At 63.3% G+C, this 21,875-nt stretch carries 22 protein-coding genes and 2 pseudogenes; 15 read left to right on the plus strand and 9 right to left on the minus strand.

Annotated features, from left to right (window positions below):
- Nucleotides 1-51: 51 nt before the first annotated feature.
- On the minus strand, nt 52-2,334 hold the full coding sequence (locus ACWUI7_RS08805; RefSeq protein ID WP_496641856.1) for an amino acid permease: 2,283 nt from the start codon (nt 2,332-2,334) through the stop codon (nt 52-54).
- The gene (locus ACWUI7_RS08810; protein WP_496641857.1) at nt 2,331-2,771 is read right to left on the minus strand and encodes a universal stress protein; all 441 of its coding nucleotides are present in this window, start codon (nt 2,769-2,771) and stop codon (nt 2,331-2,333) included. Before ACWUI7_RS08810 ends, ACWUI7_RS08805 begins: the two co-directional genes overlap by 4 nt.
- Nucleotides 2,772-3,066: 295 nt before the next feature.
- Between ACWUI7_RS08810 and ACWUI7_RS08815 the strand changes: the two genes are divergently transcribed.
- The 6 genes and pseudogenes from ACWUI7_RS08815 to ACWUI7_RS08840 all read left to right on the plus strand — a co-directional run bounded on the left by ACWUI7_RS08815 (nt 3,067) and on the right by ACWUI7_RS08840 (nt 7,406).
- Nucleotides 3,067-4,572, plus strand: a complete 1,506-nt coding sequence (locus ACWUI7_RS08815; protein WP_496641858.1) for a DUF790 family protein — start codon at nt 3,067-3,069, stop codon at nt 4,570-4,572.
- Nucleotides 4,573-4,714: 142 nt separating this feature from the next.
- Nucleotides 4,715-5,248 (plus strand): DoxX family membrane protein, encoded by a 534-nt coding sequence (locus ACWUI7_RS08820; RefSeq protein ID WP_496641859.1) that lies wholly within the window; start codon nt 4,715-4,717, stop codon nt 5,246-5,248.
- Nucleotides 5,249-5,262: 14 nt separating this feature from the next.
- Nucleotides 5,263-5,421 (plus strand): hypothetical protein, encoded by a 159-nt coding sequence (locus ACWUI7_RS08825; protein WP_496641860.1) that lies wholly within the window; start codon nt 5,263-5,265, stop codon nt 5,419-5,421.
- Between the two features lie 41 nt (nt 5,422-5,462).
- Nucleotides 5,463-5,852, plus strand: a complete 390-nt coding sequence (gene tnpA, locus ACWUI7_RS08830; protein ID WP_496641861.1) for an IS200/IS605 family transposase — start codon at nt 5,463-5,465, stop codon at nt 5,850-5,852.
- A pseudogene (locus tag ACWUI7_RS08835) lies at nt 5,849-7,135 on the plus strand (RNA-guided endonuclease InsQ/TnpB family protein). The gene tnpA and the pseudogene ACWUI7_RS08835 overlap by 4 nt, the downstream one beginning before the upstream one ends.
- Nucleotides 7,136-7,235: 100 nt before the next feature.
- Nucleotides 7,236-7,406, plus strand: a complete 171-nt coding sequence (locus ACWUI7_RS08840; RefSeq protein ID WP_496641862.1) for a hypothetical protein — start codon at nt 7,236-7,238, stop codon at nt 7,404-7,406.
- Between the two features lie 37 nt (nt 7,407-7,443).
- Here ACWUI7_RS08840 and ACWUI7_RS08845 read toward each other — a convergent pair whose 3' ends face one another.
- A complete protein-coding gene (locus ACWUI7_RS08845) occupies nt 7,444-7,971 on the minus strand; it encodes a DUF7122 family protein (protein ID WP_496641863.1) in 528 nt (175 codons plus the stop codon).
- Nucleotides 7,968-8,930: an RsmB/NOP family class I SAM-dependent RNA methyltransferase gene (locus tag ACWUI7_RS08850; protein WP_496641864.1), complete on the minus strand. Its 963-nt coding sequence runs from the start codon at nt 8,928-8,930 to the stop codon at nt 7,968-7,970. Before ACWUI7_RS08850 ends, ACWUI7_RS08845 begins: the two co-directional genes overlap by 4 nt.
- Before the next feature lie 89 nt (nt 8,931-9,019).
- On the opposite strand from ACWUI7_RS08850, the gene ACWUI7_RS08855 reads away from it, so the two are divergent.
- A complete protein-coding gene (locus ACWUI7_RS08855) occupies nt 9,020-9,760 on the plus strand; it encodes a proteasome assembly chaperone family protein (protein ID WP_496641865.1) in 741 nt (246 codons plus the stop codon).
- A gap of 15 nt (nt 9,761-9,775) precedes the next feature.
- Here the strand turns inward: ACWUI7_RS08855 and ACWUI7_RS08860 are convergent, their stop codons facing one another.
- Together ACWUI7_RS08860 and ACWUI7_RS08865 are read right to left on the minus strand one after the other, a co-directional pair.
- On the minus strand, nt 9,776-11,197 hold the full coding sequence (locus tag ACWUI7_RS08860; RefSeq protein ID WP_496641866.1) for an isochorismate synthase: 1,422 nt from the start codon (nt 11,195-11,197) through the stop codon (nt 9,776-9,778).
- A gap of 67 nt (nt 11,198-11,264) precedes the next feature.
- Nucleotides 11,265-11,876, minus strand: a complete 612-nt coding sequence (locus ACWUI7_RS08865; RefSeq protein WP_496641867.1) for a molybdopterin-dependent oxidoreductase — start codon at nt 11,874-11,876, stop codon at nt 11,265-11,267.
- 186 nt (nt 11,877-12,062) lie between these two features.
- Here ACWUI7_RS08865 and ACWUI7_RS08870 point away from each other — a divergent pair, with 186 nt between their 5' ends.
- The 3 genes from ACWUI7_RS08870 (at nt 12,063) to ACWUI7_RS08880 (ending at nt 14,542) form a co-directional block, all read left to right on the plus strand.
- Nucleotides 12,063-12,278, plus strand: coding sequence for a DUF7120 family protein (locus ACWUI7_RS08870; protein ID WP_496641868.1), 216 nt, complete (start codon nt 12,063-12,065; stop codon nt 12,276-12,278).
- Nucleotides 12,279-12,351: 73 nt separating this feature from the next.
- The gene (locus tag ACWUI7_RS08875; RefSeq protein WP_496641869.1) at nt 12,352-12,630 is read left to right on the plus strand and encodes a UPF0058 family protein; all 279 of its coding nucleotides are present in this window, start codon (nt 12,352-12,354) and stop codon (nt 12,628-12,630) included.
- Between the two features lie 67 nt (nt 12,631-12,697).
- Nucleotides 12,698-14,542 carry a rhomboid family intramembrane serine protease gene (locus ACWUI7_RS08880; RefSeq protein ID WP_496641870.1) on the plus strand — a complete coding sequence of 615 codons (1,845 nt, stop codon included), beginning with the start codon at nt 12,698-12,700 and terminating at the stop codon, nt 14,540-14,542.
- Nucleotides 14,543-14,572: 30 nt separating this feature from the next.
- On the opposite strand, the gene ACWUI7_RS08885 is transcribed toward ACWUI7_RS08880, so the two are convergent.
- Nucleotides 14,573-15,196 carry an METTL5 family protein gene (locus tag ACWUI7_RS08885; RefSeq protein WP_496641871.1) on the minus strand — a complete coding sequence of 208 codons (624 nt, stop codon included), beginning with the start codon at nt 15,194-15,196 and terminating at the stop codon, nt 14,573-14,575.
- Between the two features lie 239 nt (nt 15,197-15,435).
- Between ACWUI7_RS08885 and ACWUI7_RS08890 the strand changes: the two genes are divergently transcribed.
- From ACWUI7_RS08890 to ACWUI7_RS08905, 4 genes and pseudogenes are all read left to right on the plus strand, one after another.
- Complete coding sequence (locus ACWUI7_RS08890; protein WP_496641872.1) at nt 15,436-16,389, plus strand: transcription initiation factor IIB; 954 nt, start codon at nt 15,436-15,438, stop codon at nt 16,387-16,389.
- 152 nt (nt 16,390-16,541) lie between these two features.
- Nucleotides 16,542-16,976, plus strand: coding sequence for a universal stress protein (locus ACWUI7_RS08895; protein ID WP_496641873.1), 435 nt, complete (start codon nt 16,542-16,544; stop codon nt 16,974-16,976).
- A 30-nt stretch (nt 16,977-17,006) separates the two neighbouring features.
- Nucleotides 17,007-18,530, plus strand: a complete 1,524-nt coding sequence (gene menE, locus ACWUI7_RS08900; protein ID WP_496641874.1) for an o-succinylbenzoate--CoA ligase — start codon at nt 17,007-17,009, stop codon at nt 18,528-18,530.
- Nucleotides 18,531-18,619: 89 nt separating this feature from the next.
- Nucleotides 18,620-18,805, plus strand: a pseudogene (locus ACWUI7_RS08905) (DUF8145 family protein); the annotation flags it as partial.
- A gap of 182 nt (nt 18,806-18,987) precedes the next feature.
- Here ACWUI7_RS08905 and ACWUI7_RS08910 read toward each other — a convergent pair.
- Complete coding sequence (locus ACWUI7_RS08910; RefSeq protein WP_496641875.1) at nt 18,988-19,962, minus strand: nucleotidyltransferase family protein; 975 nt, start codon at nt 19,960-19,962, stop codon at nt 18,988-18,990.
- Between the two features lie 891 nt (nt 19,963-20,853).
- Between ACWUI7_RS08910 and ACWUI7_RS08915 the strand changes: the two genes are divergently transcribed.
- Nucleotides 20,854-21,129: a transcriptional regulator gene (locus ACWUI7_RS08915; protein ID WP_496641876.1), complete on the plus strand. Its 276-nt coding sequence runs from the start codon at nt 20,854-20,856 to the stop codon at nt 21,127-21,129.
- A 15-nt stretch (nt 21,130-21,144) separates the two neighbouring features.
- On the opposite strand, the gene ACWUI7_RS08920 is transcribed toward ACWUI7_RS08915, so the two are convergent.
- Nucleotides 21,145-21,819: a DJ-1/PfpI family protein gene (locus ACWUI7_RS08920; RefSeq protein WP_496641877.1), complete on the minus strand. Its 675-nt coding sequence runs from the start codon at nt 21,817-21,819 to the stop codon at nt 21,145-21,147.
- Nucleotides 21,820-21,875 lie beyond the last annotated feature (56 nt).

A 21,875-nucleotide genomic window follows, 5' to 3' on the forward strand; every position in this document is an offset into this window, starting at 1 on the left:
ACTCGGTGAGAGCGATTTGGCAGCGGCCGTCAGCGATGTGGACGGGCCAGATTACGTTCCGCCGACCAGCCGCTCCCACAGTGACCGCGCAGACGGTCGCTCTGAGAGTAACACTGGTGTTTCGAGGTTTTCTATTGTTTCGAACGCTAAGGAGCCGCGAACGATCCGCGAGAGAAGCCCGCGTTCAGTCGCCCCGATTATTACGAGGTCGTACGCTTGGCCGACACGGCCGATTGTCTCTTCAACGTCACCTTCCTCAACGCGGAGCGCTGCGTCCGTAAGATCGTGCCCGTCGGCCCAGTCTGTAATGAAATCACGGCCGGACGCCTCTTCACCAGGATTGACCACGTACAACAGTGAAACGTTGACACCGGCTGTGTCTCGAAGCGCGCAAGCGACTTCCGCAGAGAGGTCCGAAGAGGGGCCACCAGCGGTCGGTACGAGCACATCAGACAGGTCCAGTTGTTCCCCGTCCAAGACGAGAAAGTCACACGGGAGGTCGTGGGTGAGTTCATCGAGTGACCCTTCGACGCGCCCCCCGGCAAACTGCGTCCCACCGTATCCCATCAGGACGGTATCAGCGTTATTGGTACGCGCAGCGTCGAACACTTCCTCGATCCCGCGGTGTGAGAGAATCGTTTTCGTTTCGATCGGAACGTCGAACGCCTGGGCGTCAGCTGCGGCGGCAGTGAGCAGTTCCTCAGAGAATTTATCGAGCCCGGTACGGTTCTCGGCGGCCATCTCAAGCGAGGTCTGGTCGGGGACAGTGACGATGTGCGTCGCGAGTACGCGACCGCCCTCGTGTTGGGCGAGTGCACCTGCAAGAGTGATGAGCGCGCTTTCAGTCCGCGGATTCGCCACGGCGACCATGATTGTCGGCCCGTCGTTCTCGATTCCGGTCGGCGCAACCGCGTCCGCAGCATCAACGACCCCGTCGGGGAGGTCGCTCCCGCGGCTCCGGATGTGCTCGGAGAGCACGCCCTGTTTGTCGGTCTTTTCACGCGCGTACACGAAGTACCACGCCACGGCAGCGACGACGAATGCGCCAGACAGCGCGATCTCGATTCCGTCCATGAACGCGACAAGTCCGAGTGACAACACTGCACCGAGTAGTGGCGTGATCGGATACAATGGGACGGTGAAATCTGGATCGTACTCTGGTGTGTCGGCCTCGCGGAAGACGATGAGCCCGACGTTCATCAGCGCGTACACAATGAGATGGAGCACACTCGCAGCCTTCGAGAGGATCTCGATGTCCTGCCCTAACAGTGCAATGAATACCACGATGAGCCCACCTGTGACGAGGATCGACCGGTACGGGGTCGCGTAGTTGGGGTGAATTTCGTTGAGCCAGTTGGTGACGATTTTGTCGCGTCCCATCGCGAAGTTGATCCGTGCGGATGCGAGAATCGAGGCGTTCGCCGATGAGGCGGTCGCCAACAGTGCACCGACGGTCATCACCGCGGCCGCTGCGGCCGCAACACCACCGAACGGACCGATTGACCCGGGGAAGGCCACGCGTGCCGCTTGGGCAACCGGCGCATCCTGGCTGAGTTCCGGCCACGGGACGACACCAAGCATCGTCGTGACGAGAATCGCGTAGATCACGGTGACGATACCTACGCTCCCAATGATTGCAATCGGAAGGTTACGGCCGGGGTTCTTCAGTTCCTCAGCGACGGTTGCAATCTTTGCGTACCCGAGGAAGGAAACAAACACGAGCGCGGTTCCGGGGAGTATCGCGCCGTACCCGCCAGGGGCGATCCCACCGTCGTTGCCCGCGAGCGTCGCGTAATCGAATGAAAAGAAGCCCGCGACGGCGAACAACGTTAGAATCGAAACTAGAAGGCCGACGATCACCGTCTGGATTCTCCCAGTCTCTTTTGCACCGATATAATTCACGCCGATGAAGATCGCGCCGGCGACGAGCGCCCCAACCTGTATCGAATTAAGACCGGGAATGGTGGGGAGACCAACGAAGACGGCAAGGTACTGGCCGAATCCGATACAGTAGAATGCGGAGGCGAACGCAAGGCCCATCCAGTCGCCCATCCCCGCGATCGACCCGAACATCGGACCGAGTGACTTGTTGATGTAGTAGTAGCCGCCGCCGGCCTTTGGCATCGCGGTTCCGAGTTCGGAAACCGAGAGCGCGTTCACCATTGCGATCACACCGCCGACGAGAAACGACACGACGACGATGGGGCCAGCGCCGCCGTCGGCGTTAACAGCAACGCCCGGGAGGACGAAGATCCCCGCCCCGATCATTGTCCCGATCCCGATCGTCATCGCTGACACCAACCCAAGATCCTTCGCGAGCTCTTCGTCGCTCATTCGGTTGCGTCCCCACGCGGAAGAGCAATCACAGGAAGGTGGGAGTTCGTGACCAACTTCAACGAGAGATCACCGGAGAGGAACTGCATGATTCGGTTCCCGCCGCGGGACCGATAGGCGATTGCGCTCGCATTTACCTCCTCAGCTGCGTCGAAGATGGCATCGACGATGTCGCGAGCGTACGCGGTGTGATCGTCAGCATCAGGGAATACCCGCCGAACAGCAGTATACGACTCCGCTGCTAGTTCCTCAGATTGCACGACGGGCGTTTTGTCTGGGACACCCTCGCCCTTCTCGACGACGTGAAGCGCGGTCACATGCTCCGGGCCATACGGTTTGAGCGCCCGCGCTGTCGCCAGCGCATCCTCCTCGTGAGCGACGGGGAGGAGAATGTGACCGAGTAGATCCTGATCGGCGGTCTTGTCGGTGCGCGTCATACCTACCGTATTCAGTTTGCCAGATAAGAAGATACCCTCTCGACGCCGAAGATGCGAGCGCTGGTTCGGCACTTGGCACGGACGGTCACTCACCAACAGGCACACTGTGAGCATCGGAACGAGGTCCAGCCGACTGACTCACTTCGAGAACACCGTGAGCGTTCACCTGCCTGAACAGCCCAGTTATCCGACATACCGTGTGAAGGACTACGATACCTCGATCGAGTCACCGTCGAGAACACGTACGAGGACGGCCGTCGTCGAGTATTAATTTGGGCGGCGTCTACCCCTCGCTGTGTTACGGAAGGACCACCTCCGCGTCTCGCGAGCCGGCGGCGGCTACCGCCCCGCGTTCGTCGACCGGTCCCAGCGGCCGCTCGCCGCACGGGTCCTCGGCGCGTTCGAGGCAGCCGTCGGCGACCGACGTGCGGCCCTCACCAACAGACTCGAGACGCTGGAGGCGGACGCAGACGACTACAAACTCGTCCGTGGACTCGCCGCGCTGGTCGAGCGGGAGTGCACCTTCGAGCCGCGGTCGACCGTGCCGCCGGGGCGCGTTCGCCGAGCCGCCTTCGAGGCGGCCGAGGCCGTCGGCGTCTCCGAGGCGGCCGACAGGTCGCGAGCGATCGACCGGGCCGCGGCGCAACTCGGTGTCGACCCCGCGGTCGTCGACGCAGACCTCTACGCGGACCGCGAGTCTAACGAGGTTCTCGTCGACGCGAGTGTTCGATTCGACCCCGACGCGCTGCTCGAGCAGTACAACCTCTCGCTCGCACAGACCGCGCTGTTCGACGCCACCGAGGTGCGGGTGCGGTCCGTCGACCCGAAGCGGCTCGTGAGCGCGGTAAAGCGGCTCCGGCTCATGTACGAGCTCCGCGTGACCGACGACGGCGACCGCGAACTTCTCGTCACCGGCCCGGACGCGTTGTTTCGGCGGACCCGGCGGTACGGCACCGCGTTCGCACGGCTTCTCCGAAGCGTCGCGGGCACCGCCGAGTGGCGACTCGAGGCGACGATCGACGACCGAGGGACGACGCGCGAACTGACGCTCACTGACGCCGACGTGTCGGTGCCGGACGTCGACCCCGTGGCGGAGCCGTCGTTCGACAGCGGGGTGGAGGCCGACTTCGCCGGTCGCTTCCGGGCGCTTGAGCTCGACTGGTCGCTGGTTCGTGAACCCGCCCCGCTTGCGACGGGCAGTCGGGTGATGATCCCCGACTTCTCGTTCGGGTACGCCCACGCGGACGTCACGTACTACTTCGAGGTGATGGGATTTTGGACGCCTGCCTACGTCGAGAAGAAGCTCGAGCAGCTCGCGGACCTCGAAGCCGTCGACCTCATCGTTGCCGTCGACGAGAGTCTCGGTGTCGGCGAGGAGATTGCCGCCCACGAACACCGGGTGATACCGTACACAGACACCGTGCGGGTGAAAGACGTCGTCGACGTCCTTCAGGAGTACGAGACGGCCCTCGTCGAGGCGGCGGCCGATGCGCTTCCCGACTCGCTGTCGCCCGACGATGACGTCGTCGACCTCGAGACACTCGCGGATCGACACGGGGTGAGCGAGAACGCACTGGAGGCGGTCTCGTTTCCGGATCACGTGCGAGTCGGGCGGACGCTCGTTCGCCCGGCCGTGCTCAACCGGCTCGCGTCAGTAGTCGAGGCGGGGATGTCGCTGTCGACGGTCGAATCGCGGCTCAAAGAACACGGTATCGACGACGTCAGTGCGACGCTTTCGTGGCTCGGCTATCGCGTCGAGTGGGAGGGGATCAGTGGAGGAACCGTCAGAGAGCGAGCGTGAGGGACCGCTCAGGGACGCGGTGAGGAGTCATCGAAACACGGTCTGACCGCTTGGTGTCGCCAAGCGCGTTCACTGTTGTTGTCCTGTGATAATCTCGACCGCACCATTTATATTCACGCGGTGGAGCTTCAGCTGTCGAATCATGGTTACAGACATTCATACGCAGTTGCTCGGACGACCCGTCGCGTTCCCAGTCGCGGAGTCGTGGCTGGCGTACTGGCTCGTCGTGCTGCGACTCGTCGTCGGCTGGTGGTTCCTCCACGCAGGGCTCGATAAGTTCCTCGCGTGGCCGTTTGACGCGAGCTGGTTCGTCGGCGGTGCAGCCGCACAAACGAGTCTCGGACCGGTGGTGACGCTGTTTGCCGACGGTGCCCTGCTGGCGTTTACCAACGTCATGGTACCCGTCGGCCAAGTGCTGATCGGGCTCGGCCTGTTGGTGGGTGCGCTCACCAAGCTCGCCGCGTTCTTCGGCGCGTTTTTGATGGTATTCTTTTATTTTATCAACGGTGAGACCGGTGGCTGGGTACACGGCGTGATCACCGGTGACCTGCTCGGGCTGCTCATCTTCGTGATGATCGCGACGCTCGGCGCCGGACGCGTACTCGGTGTCGACGCCTACCTCGCACAGACGTCGATCGTCACCGACCACCCGCGGCTACGGTACCTGATCGGCTAACGGAGACCAAACCAATGACACAACTCACCACACTCGAACGGATCGCACTGTACGGCGGCGGCCTCCTCTTGATACATAGTGCGAGCGCATACCCGCGTCTTCAGGCGCGGGTCAAGCGGACAATAGCGTACATCTCTACCGATGATAGTACGGCTGGATTTCCCACCGTGTGAGTTAGTTTTAATACACCACAGAGGTATAGTGTGTAGTACGGATGAAGACTACACGGCACGCAACGTACAACCTCAACTACCACATAGTGTGGATACCGAAGTACCGCCAATCGGTACTCGTCGGTGACGTTGCACCCCGTGTGCGAGACATCCTCCACGAAATAGCCGACGGGAAAGGGTTGGAGATCATCGACCTGACCGTCCAACCCGACCACATCCACCTGTTCGTCAGTAGCCCGCCGAAACACGCCCCCTCTCTCCTCGCCAACTGGTTCAAAGGCATCAGTTCGCGGAAATACAACCACCGACACGCCAACCACGACGGCGAGAAAATCAAGTGGGCACGTGGCTACTACGCAGGAACAGCGGGACACGTTTCGGGCGAGACTGTCGAGAAGTACATCCAAGGTCACGAGGAGGACGAACAATGACCGAACTCACCGAGACGCTAGAACTCAAGCTTGTGGAGCCGAACGCCCACAAGCATCGTAAACTCTGTGAGACGAAACAAGCGTATCAAGACGCGCTCGAAGCCGCGTTCAACGCTAACTGCACCACACAGTCAGCGGCCAACGACGTAGTAGTCAACTACGACCTGAGCGGCTACGCGAAGAATGCGCTCAAGAAGTACGTCCCACAACTCTGTGGCGGAAGCTACGACGCGAACGAGCTTCACGACGACCACCCTGTTCGGTTCACGAACGAAGGGCCGAAGCTCAACCACAAGCCGCAGAACGCCATCGAGTGGTACGTCAAAATCCCGCACCACAACGACTACCATCTCTGGTTGCCTGCACAGCCGAATCCCGAACAACGAGAGTGGCTGGAAGCGTTGCACGCCGGAGACGCGGAACTGGGAGAGTGTCGGCTGTTCAACCGCGACGATGAGTGGTACTTCCACATCGTTGCTACGCGAGATGTGGCGGAACGAGAAACCAGTTCGGCGGAAACGCCGATTGGAGTAGACATTGGGGAAGCCTCTTTGTTAACGGTGTGTCACCGTGACGAGCGCGGTCATCAGACAATGTCTGATGGGCAGCCAGATCGCAAGCGATCTGGCGACGGCTCCCCGACTGCACCCACCCTCTGGAACGACGAAGGCGAGCGAGTACGCTAACTCCGTGAGACGTATTTTACGGCGACTCGACGCCTTCAGCAACGCGGAAGCGAACGTATCGCAGAGTCCTACGGCGGCGAGTTGTGGCGGCACATCGACCACATCCTTCACACGGTCACATCGGAGGCCGTCGCCTACGCCGACCAATTCGAGAACCCCGTACTGGTTCTGGAAGACTTGACGCACATCCGCGAGAACATGGACTACGGCGCGTTCATGAACCGCCGCCTCCATGGATGGGGATTCGCCAAGATGCACGCTCAGATTCGCTACAAAGCGGCTGAGAAAGGAATTCGTGTGGAGATGGTGAATCCCGCGTACACCTCGAAGACGTGCCACTGTTGTGGAGAACAGGGCTACCGTCCGAAGCAGGCGACGTTCAAGTGTTCCAACTCGGAGTGTTGGGTTTCAGAGTACCAAGCAGACATTAATGCCGCGCTCAATATTGCAGACCGCTACCTCAGTGGAGAGAGCCATTCAAGAGAAGACACGAGTGGCGATGACTCGGCTGAGGAAGGGGGACGTTTGACCGTCCCACAAGACAGCCAAGCCGATGCTGACACCCAGCAAGAGATGCTTGGAACGTATGCGTCTTGAAACCTTGGGGCCGCGCTCGGCCTGAAATCCCATGGTGGGATTCCCGCGATTTTAGGCGCGGGAGGAGGTCAAAGGCACGGTCGGGATCGGGTTGCTGGAGATGGTCGCTGGCGCACCCCATCCGGTCACCGGTGAGGGACAGATCGTCCACGAGGCGCTGGTACCGCTACACTTCCGCTCGTACGTCATCCTGCTCGGACTGCTTCTGTGGGGGACGTACGCGGTCGCCCGCGTCGCCACGAAGGCACCGGCCACAGATACATCGGTGTGAGCTGCGGGGACGCCGACAGACGATCACCGACGCGACCTCAGTGCTCGACGACCGGAAGATCGGCTCGGCTCCCCTTCGGAACGACCGATCGGAGCTCGTCGTGGAGGTAGAGCCCGACACCGATCGGCTCGACCCTACCCGCAATCCGGTGTGCGACGATGAGGTACCCCCAGTCGCCATCCCACCCGGGGAGCGGCTGGTCCTCGCCGGCGACGAACCGGCTCGCGCGCTCACCGTCGAGTTCCACCACGTTGTGCGTGGCGTAGCTGCCGAAGCGACTCACGGCGCGGGTCGTCGGCTTCCAGTGCTCTTGTCTGGTCCGCAAGAACGTCATCCCGATCGCTTCGAGCTGACTCGGGTCCGACGCCTCGCCGTTGAACACCCACACCTTCCCGGCGCCCTTCTCCCAGAACGAGTAGCCGCCGAGGATCTCGCGTCCGATCCCGAAGCGGGTCTCCCACCAGTCGAGCACCTCCTCGCGGCTGGCTCGACCGGTAACCTCGCGGTCGGCCGGCGTCGACGGGAGTCTGTCGAACCGACTCCCGTCGTTGGCTCCGTCGGTCACGAGGCCACCTCTGCGTCGCGGACTGTCTTCTGCGCTCCGCGTCCTTCGTCGGCTCCGCCGACGCGAAGCACCGCACAGAAGAACCCACCAGTGTCGTTGTGGTGTGGGTAGATCCGGTGTGCACGCCTGACGCTTGGGTCGTACGTCTCGTCTTCCCACTCGGTCACGCCTGGGGTCGTCTCGAGCGGGAGGTCAACAGAGACGAGTTCACAGGCCTCAGCAGCGAGCACGTGGTCAAGTACGGCCTCATTCTCCTCGGGGGCGAACGTACACGTCGAGTAGACGACGGTACCGCCGGGCCGGGTTGCCTGCACTGCGCGTGTGAGAATGCCCTTCTGGATGCCAGCAACGCCATGGACGTGGTCAAGCGTCCACTCGTCGACCACGTCCGGGTTCTTTCGACACGTCCCTTCACACGAACACGGCGCATCGACGAGCGCGCTGTCGAAGTCGTCGAACGCGAGCGGTTTCAGTGAGAAGTTGCGGGCGTCCTGGTTCGTCACGATGGTGTTCGTCACGCCGAGGCGCTCGGCGTTGTGTCGAAGCGCCGACAGCCGGCCGAGGTTGTTGTCGTTGGCGACGAGGGTGCCGGTGTCGTCCATCGCGGCGGCCACCTGTGTCGTCTTGCTTCCGGGGGCCGCACAGGCGTCGAAGACACGGTCTCCAGGCTGTGCGTCGAGCGCGATACCGGGGAGTGTCGACACCTCCTCTTGTCCGTGTGTCCAGCCGTGAACGTGCGGCCAGGTACGGCCGGGGCTTCCCTCGGGAAGCCGGAACAGGCCGTCGTGCCAGTCGACGGGCTCGTAGGGGACGCCGCTCTCGTCGAACGCCTCACGAACCCGGTCAGGCGAGACGTGGAGGGTGTTCGTGCGAACGACGGACGGGAGTGGCCGCTCACAGGCGGCCCGGAACGCCGCCGGATCGTCGACGAGCGGTTCGTACCGCTCGAGTGGATTCATGACCGCTGTACACTCCCATCGGGTTAGTCGGTTTCGGGATGCGGCCGTCTCCCCATCATTTAATCACGAAGCCAGCACAACCTGTAGCTATGGCAACAATCTCCGTCGTCGACGAGGACGTCTCGCTGGACGCGCCGACACTGATCGAAGGATTCCCCGGCGTCGGGCTGGTCGGGAAGATCGCGACCGACCACCTCATCGACGCCTACGAGATGACCCACTACGCGAACGTCTACGGTGATGGTATCCCGCCGGTGGCGGTGTACCACGAGTCAGATACGTTGCTTTCGACGCCTGTCAGGCTCTACGCCGACACAGAACGCGACCTCATGGCGCTCCGCAGTGACGTCCCGGTGACGCCGATGGCCGCCGACGAGCTGGCCGGCTGTCTCGAGGAGTGGTTCGACGACCACGGTGCGTTCCCCGTCTACCTCACCGGCCTCGGCCGCGAAAAGAACGAGGAGCCGCCCGAGCTGTACGGTGTGGCGACAGGTGACGGCGCCGACGCCCTCACACGGGCGTCGATCGCCGAGCCGCCGGAGACGGGGCTCGTTTCGGGACCGACCGGAGCGATGCTCGCAGAGGCGCTCGAACACGGCCGAGACGCTGTTGGACTCGTCGTCGAGTCGGATCCACAGTTTCCGGACCCGGAAGCCGCCCGCCGACTGATCGTCGACGGCATCGACCCGATCGCGGGCACGGAGACGCCGACGGACGGACTCGTTGAGCAGGCCTCAGAAATTCGAAACGCCAAGCAGGCGCTCGCAGAGCGTATGCGACAGGCTACGGAGGAGAGCACGCAGGCTGAGCCGCTGAAGATGTATCAGTGACGCGTCGCCACGAGCTCAATCGGTGTGCGCGCCAGACTGCCGGTCATCCTCGCCTGATGACGGTGCCGACGCCGGCTCCTCGAACCGCTCGGCGTCCGCTCCCGCATCACGCTCTAGTTCGTCGAGTATCGGTCGATACTTGAGCTGAACTTCGTCCCACTCGCGATCCGGTTCGGAGTCGGCGACGACGCCGACGCCGGCAAACAGCGTCGCGAGCCGTTCACTCGCGACCGCCGACCGGATCGCGACCGCAAACGTACCGTTACCCGCGGCATCGATCCAGCCGACGGGTGCGGCATACCAGCCGCGGTCGAACGGCTCCGTGTCGCGGATCGTCTCGAGAGCGCGTCCGGGAGGAAGTCCGCCGACAGCCGGCGTCGGGTGCAGCGCCTCGACGAGGTCAAGCACGTGGCCGTCGGCCGCCAACTCAGCCGTGATCGGCGTGTGCAGGTGTTGGACCGTCGCCAACCGCCGCACGCGTCGCTCACCGGTGGCGATGGACGCCGCGTACGGTTCGAGCTGCTCGCGGATCGTCTCGGCGACCAGTTCGTGTTCGTGTCCGTTCTTCGAGTCTGCAAGCAGTTCGTCGGCGAGCCACTCGTCTTCCGCTGGAGTCTCGCCCCGTCCCGTCGTCCCCGCCAGGGCGTCCGTCTCGACCGTCCGCCCACGTAGTGAGACGAGACGCTCGGGAGTGGCGCCGAAGAAGATTCGATTCCCTCCCGCAGTTTCGAAGCCGTAGCGGAGACAATCCGGATACGTCTGCGCGATGCGCGCAAGTGTTGCCCCACGCGGGAGGTCGGCCGATAGCTGCGCTTCCATCGCCTGTGCGAGCACGACTTTTCGGAGCGCCCCCGCCTGGATCCGGTCGGTCGCAGCGGTGACGCTCTCGCGCCAATCGGCCTTCGTCGTCGTGCGTCGACCGGCACGGATTCCTGGACGCTCAGGGGGAGACTCGTCGAGCCCGGCGCCGATGAGCCGTGCTCGCTCGTCCTCGAGCCGGTGCTCCACCGCGGTAGGCGTGGCGCCCTCGCCGACGTCGGTGACGGTGAGCCACGCTCCGTTGTCGGCGACGGTAACTTGCACTCGAGGAAGGACGAATCGGGCCTCCGGAAACGCCGTCCACGGCTCAGTGGCACACGCGCCCGTGTGAAACGCAAACCCGCCAAACAGGCGAGGGCGAGCCGCTTCGGTTCCCGCGTGGACGTCGCCCGTAGTGAACAGCTCTTCGGCTGCCGTTCGCACTGTGGTAAATCGGTCGGGACCGCTGGCAGTAAGCGTGGCTGCTGCGCCCCCACCAAGGACGAGCGCGTCGTCCGGTGCGCTCCACAGTGTCCGCGGGGCCGGCAGCGCGTCGAACGTCGGGGCGAACGCCGGCTCCTCGACCGCGATCGTGCGGCTGACGAGCGTTGGCGACGACGTCGAGCGCGCCGGTTCCATATCCAATTGATCGGAGCCGAGGGCTATTAAGGGTGTCAACTCCGGATCCCGTCCCGTCGTCGCCCGATCAGCTGTATCGTTCTTCGTTCCAGGGATTTGCGGTGTCGCTGTAGCCGCGCTTTTCCCAGTACCCGCGCTCGGGCTCGGTACAGAACTCGACGCCACATACCCACTTTGCGCCCTTGTACGCGTACTTGTGTGGGGTAACGACGCGGAGCGGCCCGCCATGGTCGGCCGGGAGGTCGTCGCCGTCGTACCCGTACGCGAGGAGGACGCTCTCGCGGGTGCACTCGGACAGCGGCAGGTCAGTCGTGTAGCCGTCGAGGGCGTGAAACACCACGTGTACCGCATCGTCATCGACGCCGGCGCGCTCTGCGAGATCGGTGAACCGGACGCCGGTGAACGTACAACCGAGCTTGCTCCACCCGGTGACACAGTGGAAGTCCTGTTGTTGGGTGACTGTAGGGAGCGAGCGAACCGCTTCGAGCGACAGCGTGAGTGGTGTGTCGACGGCACCCCAGACTTCGAGCGTGTCGTCCGGTCCCCACGATGGGGTTCCGCTCTTCGAGAGCACCGGAAACGTGTCCGTTTCCCGCTGCCCCGGCGGAATGCGACTGTCGCCGTACTCACGATAGAGGTCGGTGTGGTCCTCGAGGGCAGTACCCTGAGAGTCTGTCATACCAGCTACCACGCCCTCTGGTGACGTAGGCCTACCGCCCGCCGGTGAGTGACGTGAGTTTTCTGAACTGTCACTAGAGTTTTCGTTGTGATATATTTTATTTCTTGAGTACGATCGATATATTCTATTTTCCTGGTCTCCGACGCTACATTTATATCCCCCATGCTGTTAGTCGCCCACGAAAGAATGCCACGGGTGAAGATGACTGTGCCGGAACATCTCGAGATGCAGATCACACAGATGGTTGAACGAGGCGAATTTCTCAACCGCGAGGAGGCCGTCGAAGAGCTGCTCTCGACAGGAATCAAGGCGTACAAAACGAGCGGACCGATCGACGATGAAGACTCGGGTGGATTCGAAGGCGAGGGGATGATGGGCCACGAAGACGAGTACGTCTTCTGAGCGAGCGGGCCAGCGTCGACGGCGCGGACCGCCGCAACAACGCTTTTAGCGGCGCGCACCCGTACATGAAATCATGCACAAAGACGAGCTGCTCGAGCTCCACGAGCAGATGGTGACGATCATGGAGCATTTCAGGGCTCACGAGAGCGTCGACAGCAACCTCTTTACCCCGTATGACGAGCTCGACGTCGACCCCTCACACGTACACAAATCGAAGAGCGAGCACAAACACGCGGTGTTCGTCCTCGGAAACGCGCTGGCGAATGCCATGAGCGAGGACGAGTTCTCGCCGGCCGGCCGCGTCGGCAAGCGAATGAAAGAGCTCGCTGACGACGCCGAGAACAAGATCTGAGCTGACCCGCCGGCCGGCATGTCGAGCTGACCCGCGTATTCATTATCCGTCGAACCCACCTTGAGGTATGGTCGCGGAGGGCCAACTGGTCCACGCTATTCACTTGACGCTCGTCGTCGTCGCGATTGCGGTCGCACTCGCCGCGGTGATCGCCGTGGACCGGCCCGCGTCGCCGCTTGACCGGCTGCGCTCACGACTCATCTACGGTGTGCCGTGGGGCACGCTCCTAGTTGTCGTGTTCGTCTGTGCCGTTTACTTGTTCGTCCAGCGGGGCGTCGAAGACCCGTCGAATCCCGTGGTGATCCCGTTTAGAGCGTGGTCGTACACTGCCCCGGAGGGACTCGTCTGGTCGTCGTTCGCGCACGCGAGCCGGGGTCACCTCGTTGGGAACGCACTCGCCGCGCTCGTCGCAGGGACGCTCGCAGAGCACGCGTTTGGTCACTATCCAACCCGAACCGTCGACACCGAACCGACCGATGTCGAACCGGCCGACACCGAACACGAGGTTGCGGGTGCCTCGTGGATGGCAAGGGCCCGTTCGAGGCTGCGTACGTCCCCGCTCGCCCGGGCGGTGGTCGTGTTTCCGCTCGCCACGATCGGCTTCGGTGTGGTGTCTGCACTGTTCGTCTTAGGGCCCGTAATCGGGTTCTCCGGAGTGGTATTCGCGCTGTGGGGCTTCGCGCTGGTGTGGTATCCGGTAGGGACGCTCGCATCGCTCTCGGGCGTAACGCTCGCGCACGTCGGGTACGAAACGCTCCGGGCACCCGTCGAGTTCGCCGAGGCGACGCCCTCGTTTGGGCCACCAAGCTGGGCGAACGTCGCGATACAAGGACACGCGCTGGGACTCGTCGCCGGCGTGCTCGCCGCGGTGTGGCTGCGGCGCTCGCGGCGCGCCGGCGAGAACGAGGTCGATTACCCCGAGCAGAGTGAGCACAACGCTGACGCGCATCGACGCGAGGCACACGCCGGGTTCGACCCCGTTCGACACCGCGCGCTCGTCGTGTTCCTTGCCGTGTTGTTTTTTGGCGCCTCGCGTCGCCTGTGGGCAGTATACTGGTACCTCGGCAATGATCAGTACGAGCTGTACCGCGCGATCGGTCTCGGGGCGCTCGTCGTGCTCGCTGCGGTTGTCGCTGTCGCGGCGACCGGTCGTGACAAGCCTCTCTGGCCGGAACGCGCCGCGGCTGCGCCGCAGACGCTCCGAGGGCGACTCGCGTCGGTGACGCCCGTCGCGGTCGGCATGCTGCTGCTCGTCGCCGCGCTGGGTGGTCTTGCGGGGCCGGGTATTGTTCCGAATCTCGTGACAGTCGCCGACGGCGACCTTCCTGGCGATCCGATCGAAATCGATGGGTACGGCGTGACGTACGCCGAAAACGTCGAGGATCGGGTCGTAAGCGTGGTGGATGTGGAGGTGTTCGGGCGAACCACAGCAGTACAGACTTCGGGAGTGATCGTGGCGAATCCAAACCGGGCAATTTGGACGACGGCCGTCTCGAAGGGGGCACTCGCCTACTGGGGCGAGCGCCGGGTCGACGTCGGCGGGACAGGGTGGCGCGAGACAGTGTCGATACGACGGTCTGGATGGGTCGCTACCGGCGGCGGCCCGACCTACCGCGTGGTGGCCGTACACGAGCGCGACCGGTCGACGTTGTTCGTGAGCGAGCCGGTCAACGCAGAGGCGCGCATCGACGGCCGCATCGTCACGATCGCAGCGACTGACCGGGAGTTCGAGCTCCGCGTCGACCACGAGGGGTCGGTCGAGACGGCACCGGTCCCGGAACCGAGCGAGTCGGTGACGCTTCGTGGGGTGATGTTCAGTCGTGCTGGCGGCGTGATATACGCTGCCCGCGGCGAAACACGGGTGCGCGTCGCCGAGAGAGAGCAGTACGAAGGACAGCGACGCAGCGGCTGACTGGATGAGAGGAGTCTCACGAGTACAGGCTCACGCCCATTCGATCCGGTACACCTCGACGTCGAGGTCGCGCGTCTCGTCGGTGTGGTGTGTGAACTGGGCGTCGACGGTGAATGCGGCCGCGAACGCGTGTGTCACGGCACCGCCACGGTCGGCCACGAATGCGTCGATGAACGACTCGCTGCCAGCATTGTGTACGGAGTACGAGACCGCAGCGAGGTCACTTGCCGTCTCGAGAAACCGGCGGTCTGCGTGACGATTGCTGTTTTGTGCGCCGAACGGTGGGTTCATGACGAGCGTGACCGGTTCAGCCGGAGCGACCGGCGACCGTGTGGCGTCGGCGTGGACCCAGTGGATCGGCGCACTGGCGGCGACTCGGCGCTCGTTCGCGCGGGCCGTCTCGAGGGCAGCGCGGTCAAGCTCAAGAGCGATAACACGGGCGGGGCCGCGGAGGGCGGCCCCGAGCGCGAGCATGCCCGTTCCGGCACCGAGATCGACGACGGTGCGCCCGTCGACGTCACCGTTGAGGTCCGCGAGATGGACGACGTGGGCGGCAAGTCCAGGGGGTGTGTGATACTGTTCGAGGGCCGCACGCGGGGAATCGAAGCCGGCGACGACCCCGAGTTTTGCCGCCAGCGATCGCTTCGTCGCCATCTTACCGGCCAAGCACGGACTGGCTGTTGACGACTGGTACAGACGGTCGAAAAATACGGACCCGGTGACGGGCAGGAAGGCTCGATCGACCGAGAGAGAACGCGGCTACGAACTCGAACATATCATCAGCACCCGGCAGCGACACAAAAGCGCTTCGCGAGCGGTGGCTGCACGCAAACACATTTGATAGTCGACACGCCTGGACAAGTGTTAAATAGGGGAGTAACCAGAACGCTTATATGGAACGTCCGAGCCGTCAGCGCCAGCAGGAGCGGAATACGGAGCAGGAATCGGACGAAGCGGCGATTACGTGCCCGGAGTGTGATTCAAATGAGATCGTCACCGACGCCGACCAGGAGCTGATTTGTGAGGACTGTGGACTCGTACTCGACGAACAAACGATAGACCGCGGACCAGAGTGGCGTGCGTTCAACCACTCGGAGCGGCAGTCGAAGTCACGCGTCGGCGCCCCGATCACGGAGACAATGCACGACAAGGGGCTGACAACGACGATTGATTGGAAAGATAAAGACGCCTACGGCCGCTCTATCTCATCGAACAAGCGCTCGCAGATGCACCGGCTGCGCAAGTGGCAGGAGCGAATCCGTACGAAGGATGCCGGCGAACGCAACCTTCAGTTCGCACTCTCGGAGGTCGACCGCATGGCGAGCGCGCTTGGCGTGCCCCGATCGGTTCGCGAGGTCGCCTCGGTCATATATCGCCGTGCACTCGACGAGGACCTCATCCGCGGCCGCTCTATCGAGGGTGTGTCCACTGCCGCGCTGTATGCCGCCTGTAGACAGGAGGGGATCCCCCGCTCGCTCGATGAGGTCGCAGAGGTATCGCGTGTGCCACAAAAAGAGATCGGTCGGACGTATCGATACATCTCTCAGGAGCTCGGCTTGGAGCTCAAACCGGTCGATCCGAAGCAGTTCGTGCCGCGGTTTGCCTCCTCGTTACAGCTCTCAGAGGAGGTACAGTCGAAAGCGACCGAGATCATCGACGTCTCGGCCGAACAAGGACTGCTCTCGGGGAAGTCGCCGACTGGATTTGCGGCTGCTGCGATCTACGCCGCCTCGCTATTGTGTAACGAGAAAAAAACCCAGCGTGAGGTCGCAGACGTCGCGCAGGTCACCGAGGTCACCATCCGGAATCGGTACCAAGAGCAGATCGAAGCGATGGGATTCCGGTGACCTGACGGATACAGAGGAGCCACTATCCCTCAAGTCGAAGCGGACCACCAACTGGACGCGCCTCGATGAGTGGTCGGCACGCTTGGCGTACCTTCGGGATCCGGGCACGGAGGATCGGTTTTTACTTACCACCCATCGTACATCTTCCTGTGATGTACGACCACATCCTCGTGCCGACCGACGGGAGTCCAGCCTCAGACGTCGCGATCGACCACGCTATCGACCTCGCCGCGCAGTACGACGCCACGCTTCACGCCCTCTACGTCGTCGATGGAACTGCCTATTCGACGCTCGAGGCGGGTTCGGAGATCGTCGTCGAAGCGCTCGAAGAAGAGGGTGAGTCGGCAACCGAGCGTGTCACCGCGGCCGCCGCGGACGCCGGCGTCGACGTCGACTCGACAGTGACGAGCGGCACCGCATACCGGTCGATCCTCGACTACGCCGACGAGAACGAAATCGATATGATTGTGATGGGAACCCACGGCCGGAAGGGGCTTGACCGCTACCTCCTCGGCAGCGTAACCGAGCGGGTGGTCAGAACCTCCGACGTCCCGGTACTCACCGTCCGACAACCAGACGATGCGTGAGCGGCCGGTGAACCGGCAAACCGCGTGCTGATGCGCGACCCGGTCGCACATAGAGCCGTCGTAACGCCAGATCGACCGGCGCTGATTCGGGCCGCGGACGGCCGTCACTGGACCTACCGGTTACTTGACGATCACGTCTCGTCGATGGCCGGTCAACTCGCAACTGCCGGTGTCGGTGCTGGCGACCGACTCGGTGTGTTCACCGAATCGACGGTCGGGACCGTCGTGCTCGTCCACGCAGCGATGCGACTCGGCGCGGTGTTCGTACCTATCGGTGAGACCCTGACCGAACGCGAGGCTCGCGATCGGCTGACCCGCGTCGATCTCGACGCAGTGGCGTGTACCGGTGTGACCAGACCACGGGCCGCGGCCGCGGTCGACAGCCTCCCCCTGTACACGTTCGACGAGCCAGCTGATACGACTGTGAACGACGCGACACCAGGTCGGACGGCTACGGGGAGCGTGGCCCACGATTCGGCTACTGTACAGCATCACGGGTGGTCGCTTGCAGACCCACTGTGTGTGTTGTTCACCTCCGGAACGACCGGGGCACCCAAGCCGGTGTCACTCACCGCCGGGAACGTCTTCTCCTCGGCGGTCGCCTCGGCGTTCCGGTTGGGGCTCAACCCGGCCGACCGATGGCTTGTGACACTCTCGTTACACCACATGGGTGGGCTCGCTCCGGTGTACCGCTCGGCACTGTACGGGACGACGGTCGTGCTCCGGGCTGGGTTCGACGCCGAAGGTGTCGTCGCCGATCTCGAGCGCCACGGCGCCACCCTCGTTTCGCTCGTGCCGACGATGCTTCGCCGCATGCTCGCGGATCACGACACACTAGCCGACTCGCTGCGCGTCGTGCTGCTCGGCGGCGCACCGGCGAGTGAGACGCTGATCGAGCGGTGTCACGAGCGTGCCGTGCCGGTGTACCCGACCTACGGGATGACCGAGGCGGCCTCACAGGTGACGACCGCGACACCTGCGCTCACCCGTGAGCAGCCGGGGACCGTCGGGCGCCCGCTGTTTGGAACGACGGTGACGATCGTCGACGAGGATGATTGTCCCGTCGGGCAGGGCGACGCCGGTGAGATCGTCGTCAGCGGACCGACGATCACGCCTGGGTACCTGATCGACGATGGGCGTGAGACGCCGTTTGGTCCGCACGGCTTCCATACCGGTGACGTCGGGCGTCTCGACGAGACGGGGTCACTGACGGTGCTCGGTCGTCTCGACGACCGGATCGTCACCGGTGGGGAGAATGTTGACCCGGGCGAAGTGACTGCGGTGCTCACCGAACACCCAGCAGTGGCGGCGGCGGCTGTCATCGGACTTGACGACGACGAGTGGGGTGAACGGGTCGCGGCGCTCGTTGCGGCCGAAAGCGATGCCGAATCACTTGACGACGAGTCGGTACACGCGTTCATTCAGGAGCGACTTGCCGGATTCAAGCGCCCAAAGACGGTCGGGTACGTCGAGAAGCTCCCCCGGACTGTCTCGGGGACGGTTGACCGCGACGCCGTCCGCGATCGACTCCTCGCTGACGGACATGAGCTATGAGGCTGGTGCCAGCGTGTTGGACGTCGAACACGACCGTCGAGTGAGTTTTGTCCGCGGGGCCAGTACAACAGCCCGTTAGGCGCATTCGTATGTTCGTTCCAGAGAACCCACCGGCGACGTGTCCGGCCTGCGGCGACGAGTACGAGTCGGTGTCGCGACACGACGACGGCTTCCTTGTCAACCTCCTTGACAACGAGCGCTACCGACGCGTGTGTTTTCACCCGTCGACTGTCGAGGGTGCGCCGGCGCTCGACTGTTATCACCACACTCACGAGACGTCGACGGTGTCGTCGCATTCTGAGGCGACGGGTCGAGAAGTGGCCGACCCGAACGACGGGTCGACAGATGTTGTACAGCCATCCGACCGGCCGTGATCGACCGAGTCCGGCGTGCTGGACCCGAGTCACTGGGCCTCCAGCGATACTGGAGGCGGAGTGAGATGATCAGGGAGAGCGTCTCAGAAGTCGTCGCCCTCGGTGATCGAGGTGTACGCCCCGACGAGGGCTCCGGCGATACCGAGTGACTCTAAGACGGCGTGTTCGTCGACGACGGCGTTTCGCACCTCGCTGTCGGTGATCGTCGCGTTCGGGAAGACGACGGCGCGTTCGAGTGTGGTGTCGGTGACTTCTGCGCCCGACATGACGTGGACAACGTCGCCGAGGTCGGCGTTCTCGACCGTCGCATCGTCGGCGATAAGCGGCTCTCCGTCGAGCGCGTACTCGACGGTGTCGAGATAGCTCTCTGCGGTACCGATATCGTACCACGCGCCGTCAAACGTGAACGCGTGGACGGGCTCGCGCGATTGTAGCCACTGAAGGAACCAGCCGGGCTCGTCCGGGTTGTTGTCGTCTTCGAGGTACACCTCGAGGTCCGGCAGCGTCTCTGCGGGAAATCCGTAACACGCAATCGAGACCAGTGTGCTCTTGGGATCGTCCGGCTTCTCTTGGAAGTTGACGACACGGTCGCCGTCGAGCTCAACGAGTCCGTACGACTTTGCCCGTTCGAGCGAGCCGACGTCGTACGCGGCCAGCGTGGGCGTTTCTTTGGTCTCGAAGAAGTCGGCGAACTCGGCAATGTCAAAGCTAATGAGATTGTCGCCGGCGACGACGACGAGGTCGTCCTCGACGCCCTCTCTGTCGACGAGTTGGGCGAGCGCGCCGACGACGCCGAACTTTTCGTCTTCTTCGACGGTTTCTTCGATCGAGAGTGTGGGTTTCTCGAAGTCGCTCTCGGCGATGTACGACTCGAACGTCTCGGCGAACCGTTCGTTCGTCGAGACGAATACCTCGTCGATGCGGTCGTCGTCTTCAAGATCGGCGAAAATCGCGTCGATGACGGTCTGTTCGCCCACCGGGAGGAACATCTTGGGACGGTCCTTCGTGATCGGCCACAGTCGGGTGGCGTACCCGCCGGCAAGTACCACTGCCTTCATACCACCACCCTCACGGGCCCCCGTCATACTTCTTGTGTTCGACTCAATCGACTGTCGTGTCTGTGTGCGGTACGACTCAATGTGTTCAACTCCCTTACGGAGAATCGAGGAGAAAGCCTCGCGCTTCAGCGCAGGGAGGATGTCAATCAGCTATGGCGCGCGCCTCACGGGTCGCCAGAGGCGTGCCCGTGAGCGCGTGCGAGGGATGGACGAGTCGCCCGTGGGCGACGATGTGAATCGGCTGGGGAGGACGTGGTCAAACGTAGTGTCCGGAGCCTGTTGGGTGGTAGTCATCGTCTCACGGCGGCGAGGGTACACCGTGGCGACGTGTGTATGCCTCGTCGGTCGCGCACACAGGAATCACACGACTGCACGACGCACGGACACTCCTTACAGCCACCCACTCCCCAATACGTATGTAGCGGTGGGAGTGCAACCGACACGACCGTGCGATAGTCGGACACTTCTTACAGCCACACCCTCCCCAGCCGATTCTATACGTGTGTGGTGGTTGTATAATCGAGACGACTCCGCGGCACTCGGACACCTCTTTCATCCACACCCTCCCCAGCCGATTCTATACGTGTGTGGTGGTTGTATGATCGAGACGACTCCGCGGCACTCGCACACCTCTTTCATCCACACCCTCCCCAGCCGATTCGCGAGTCGCCCACGGGCGACTCGCTCATCCCTCGCACGCGCTCGCAAGCCCGCCTTCGGCGGCCTGCGAGGCGCGCGCCACAACTGAGTTTGTCACCAGTGTCTCGATGTGCTAGTGTCTTACACATGGTTGCTCGTCCTGGTTCGTATCTGAGCACACAGCGAGCACACCACCGATCAGGTGTGACAGGTGGTCGTTGTGATTAACTCAGTTGGTCACGATGAGCGGGTATGGAGACGACCCGCCAGCAGATCGCCGACCAACTCAGAGCGAGTCCGGCGACAGCCGCCGAACTCGGTGCGGCGCTATCGCTTCCGCCATCGACGGTGTACGAGCACCTCAGACACGTCGCTCAGTCGGTCGACGGCGACGAGTCGGTGCTCGTCTCACCACCGACGTGTCGCGACTGCGGCTTTGACGGCTTCGACGACCGGATAAATGCCCCCTCGCGCTGCCCGGCGTGTCGCTGTGAACGGGTGGACGAGCCGACGTTCGTGATACGATAGCGACGGGTATCGGACTCACAGCTGTTCGAGCAGCGTCGCTGCTGCGGCCGCCGAAGACGGCGGCCCCCGGGCCGTGATCAGGTCGCCGTCGACGGTAACGCTCGTGTCGGCGTCGAGCTCGGCGTCCCACTCGCCACCCGCGAGTCGCACCTCGTCTTCAACCCAGTACGGGAGCTTTCGGCCGTCCGGGAGCCGGTCGTACTCGTCGACAATCCCTTCCTCCCAGGCGTTCGGGAACCCAGTCACGGACCGGCCCTCGACGAGGTGGCCGCCGTCGGCCTCTCGGGTGAATGCTAGGATCCCGACCGCGTGACAAACGACGAGCGCGACGCCCTCGTCGCCGGCGACTGTATCGAGCAGTAGCTGCCGGGCGTGTCGATCCTGCGTGACGTCCCACACCGTTCCGTGTCCACCGGGGAAGACGACCGCGTCGTAGTCGACAGCCTCGACCGCCGCGATCGGCTCTGGATCGCGCAGTACCGGGTGGCTCTCGTGGATGTCACGAAAGCGATCGGCTGCCTCCTCACCGACGTCTTCGGGGTCTAGAGAGCGGTCATCGACGACCGGTGGGGATCCCGATGGCGTTACGACCGTCACCTCGACGCCGGCGTCTTCGAGCGTCGTCAGCGGCTCAATACACTCTTCGGCCCAATAGCCCTCCTCGCTCACGACGAATAGCGCGTGTGACATGCATCTCAACCGTTGGTCCGACGACGCAAAAGCCTCCTGCGTTGAGTACGCCCTAC

The sequence above is a fragment of the Halorubrum orientale genome (assembly GCF_059623105.1).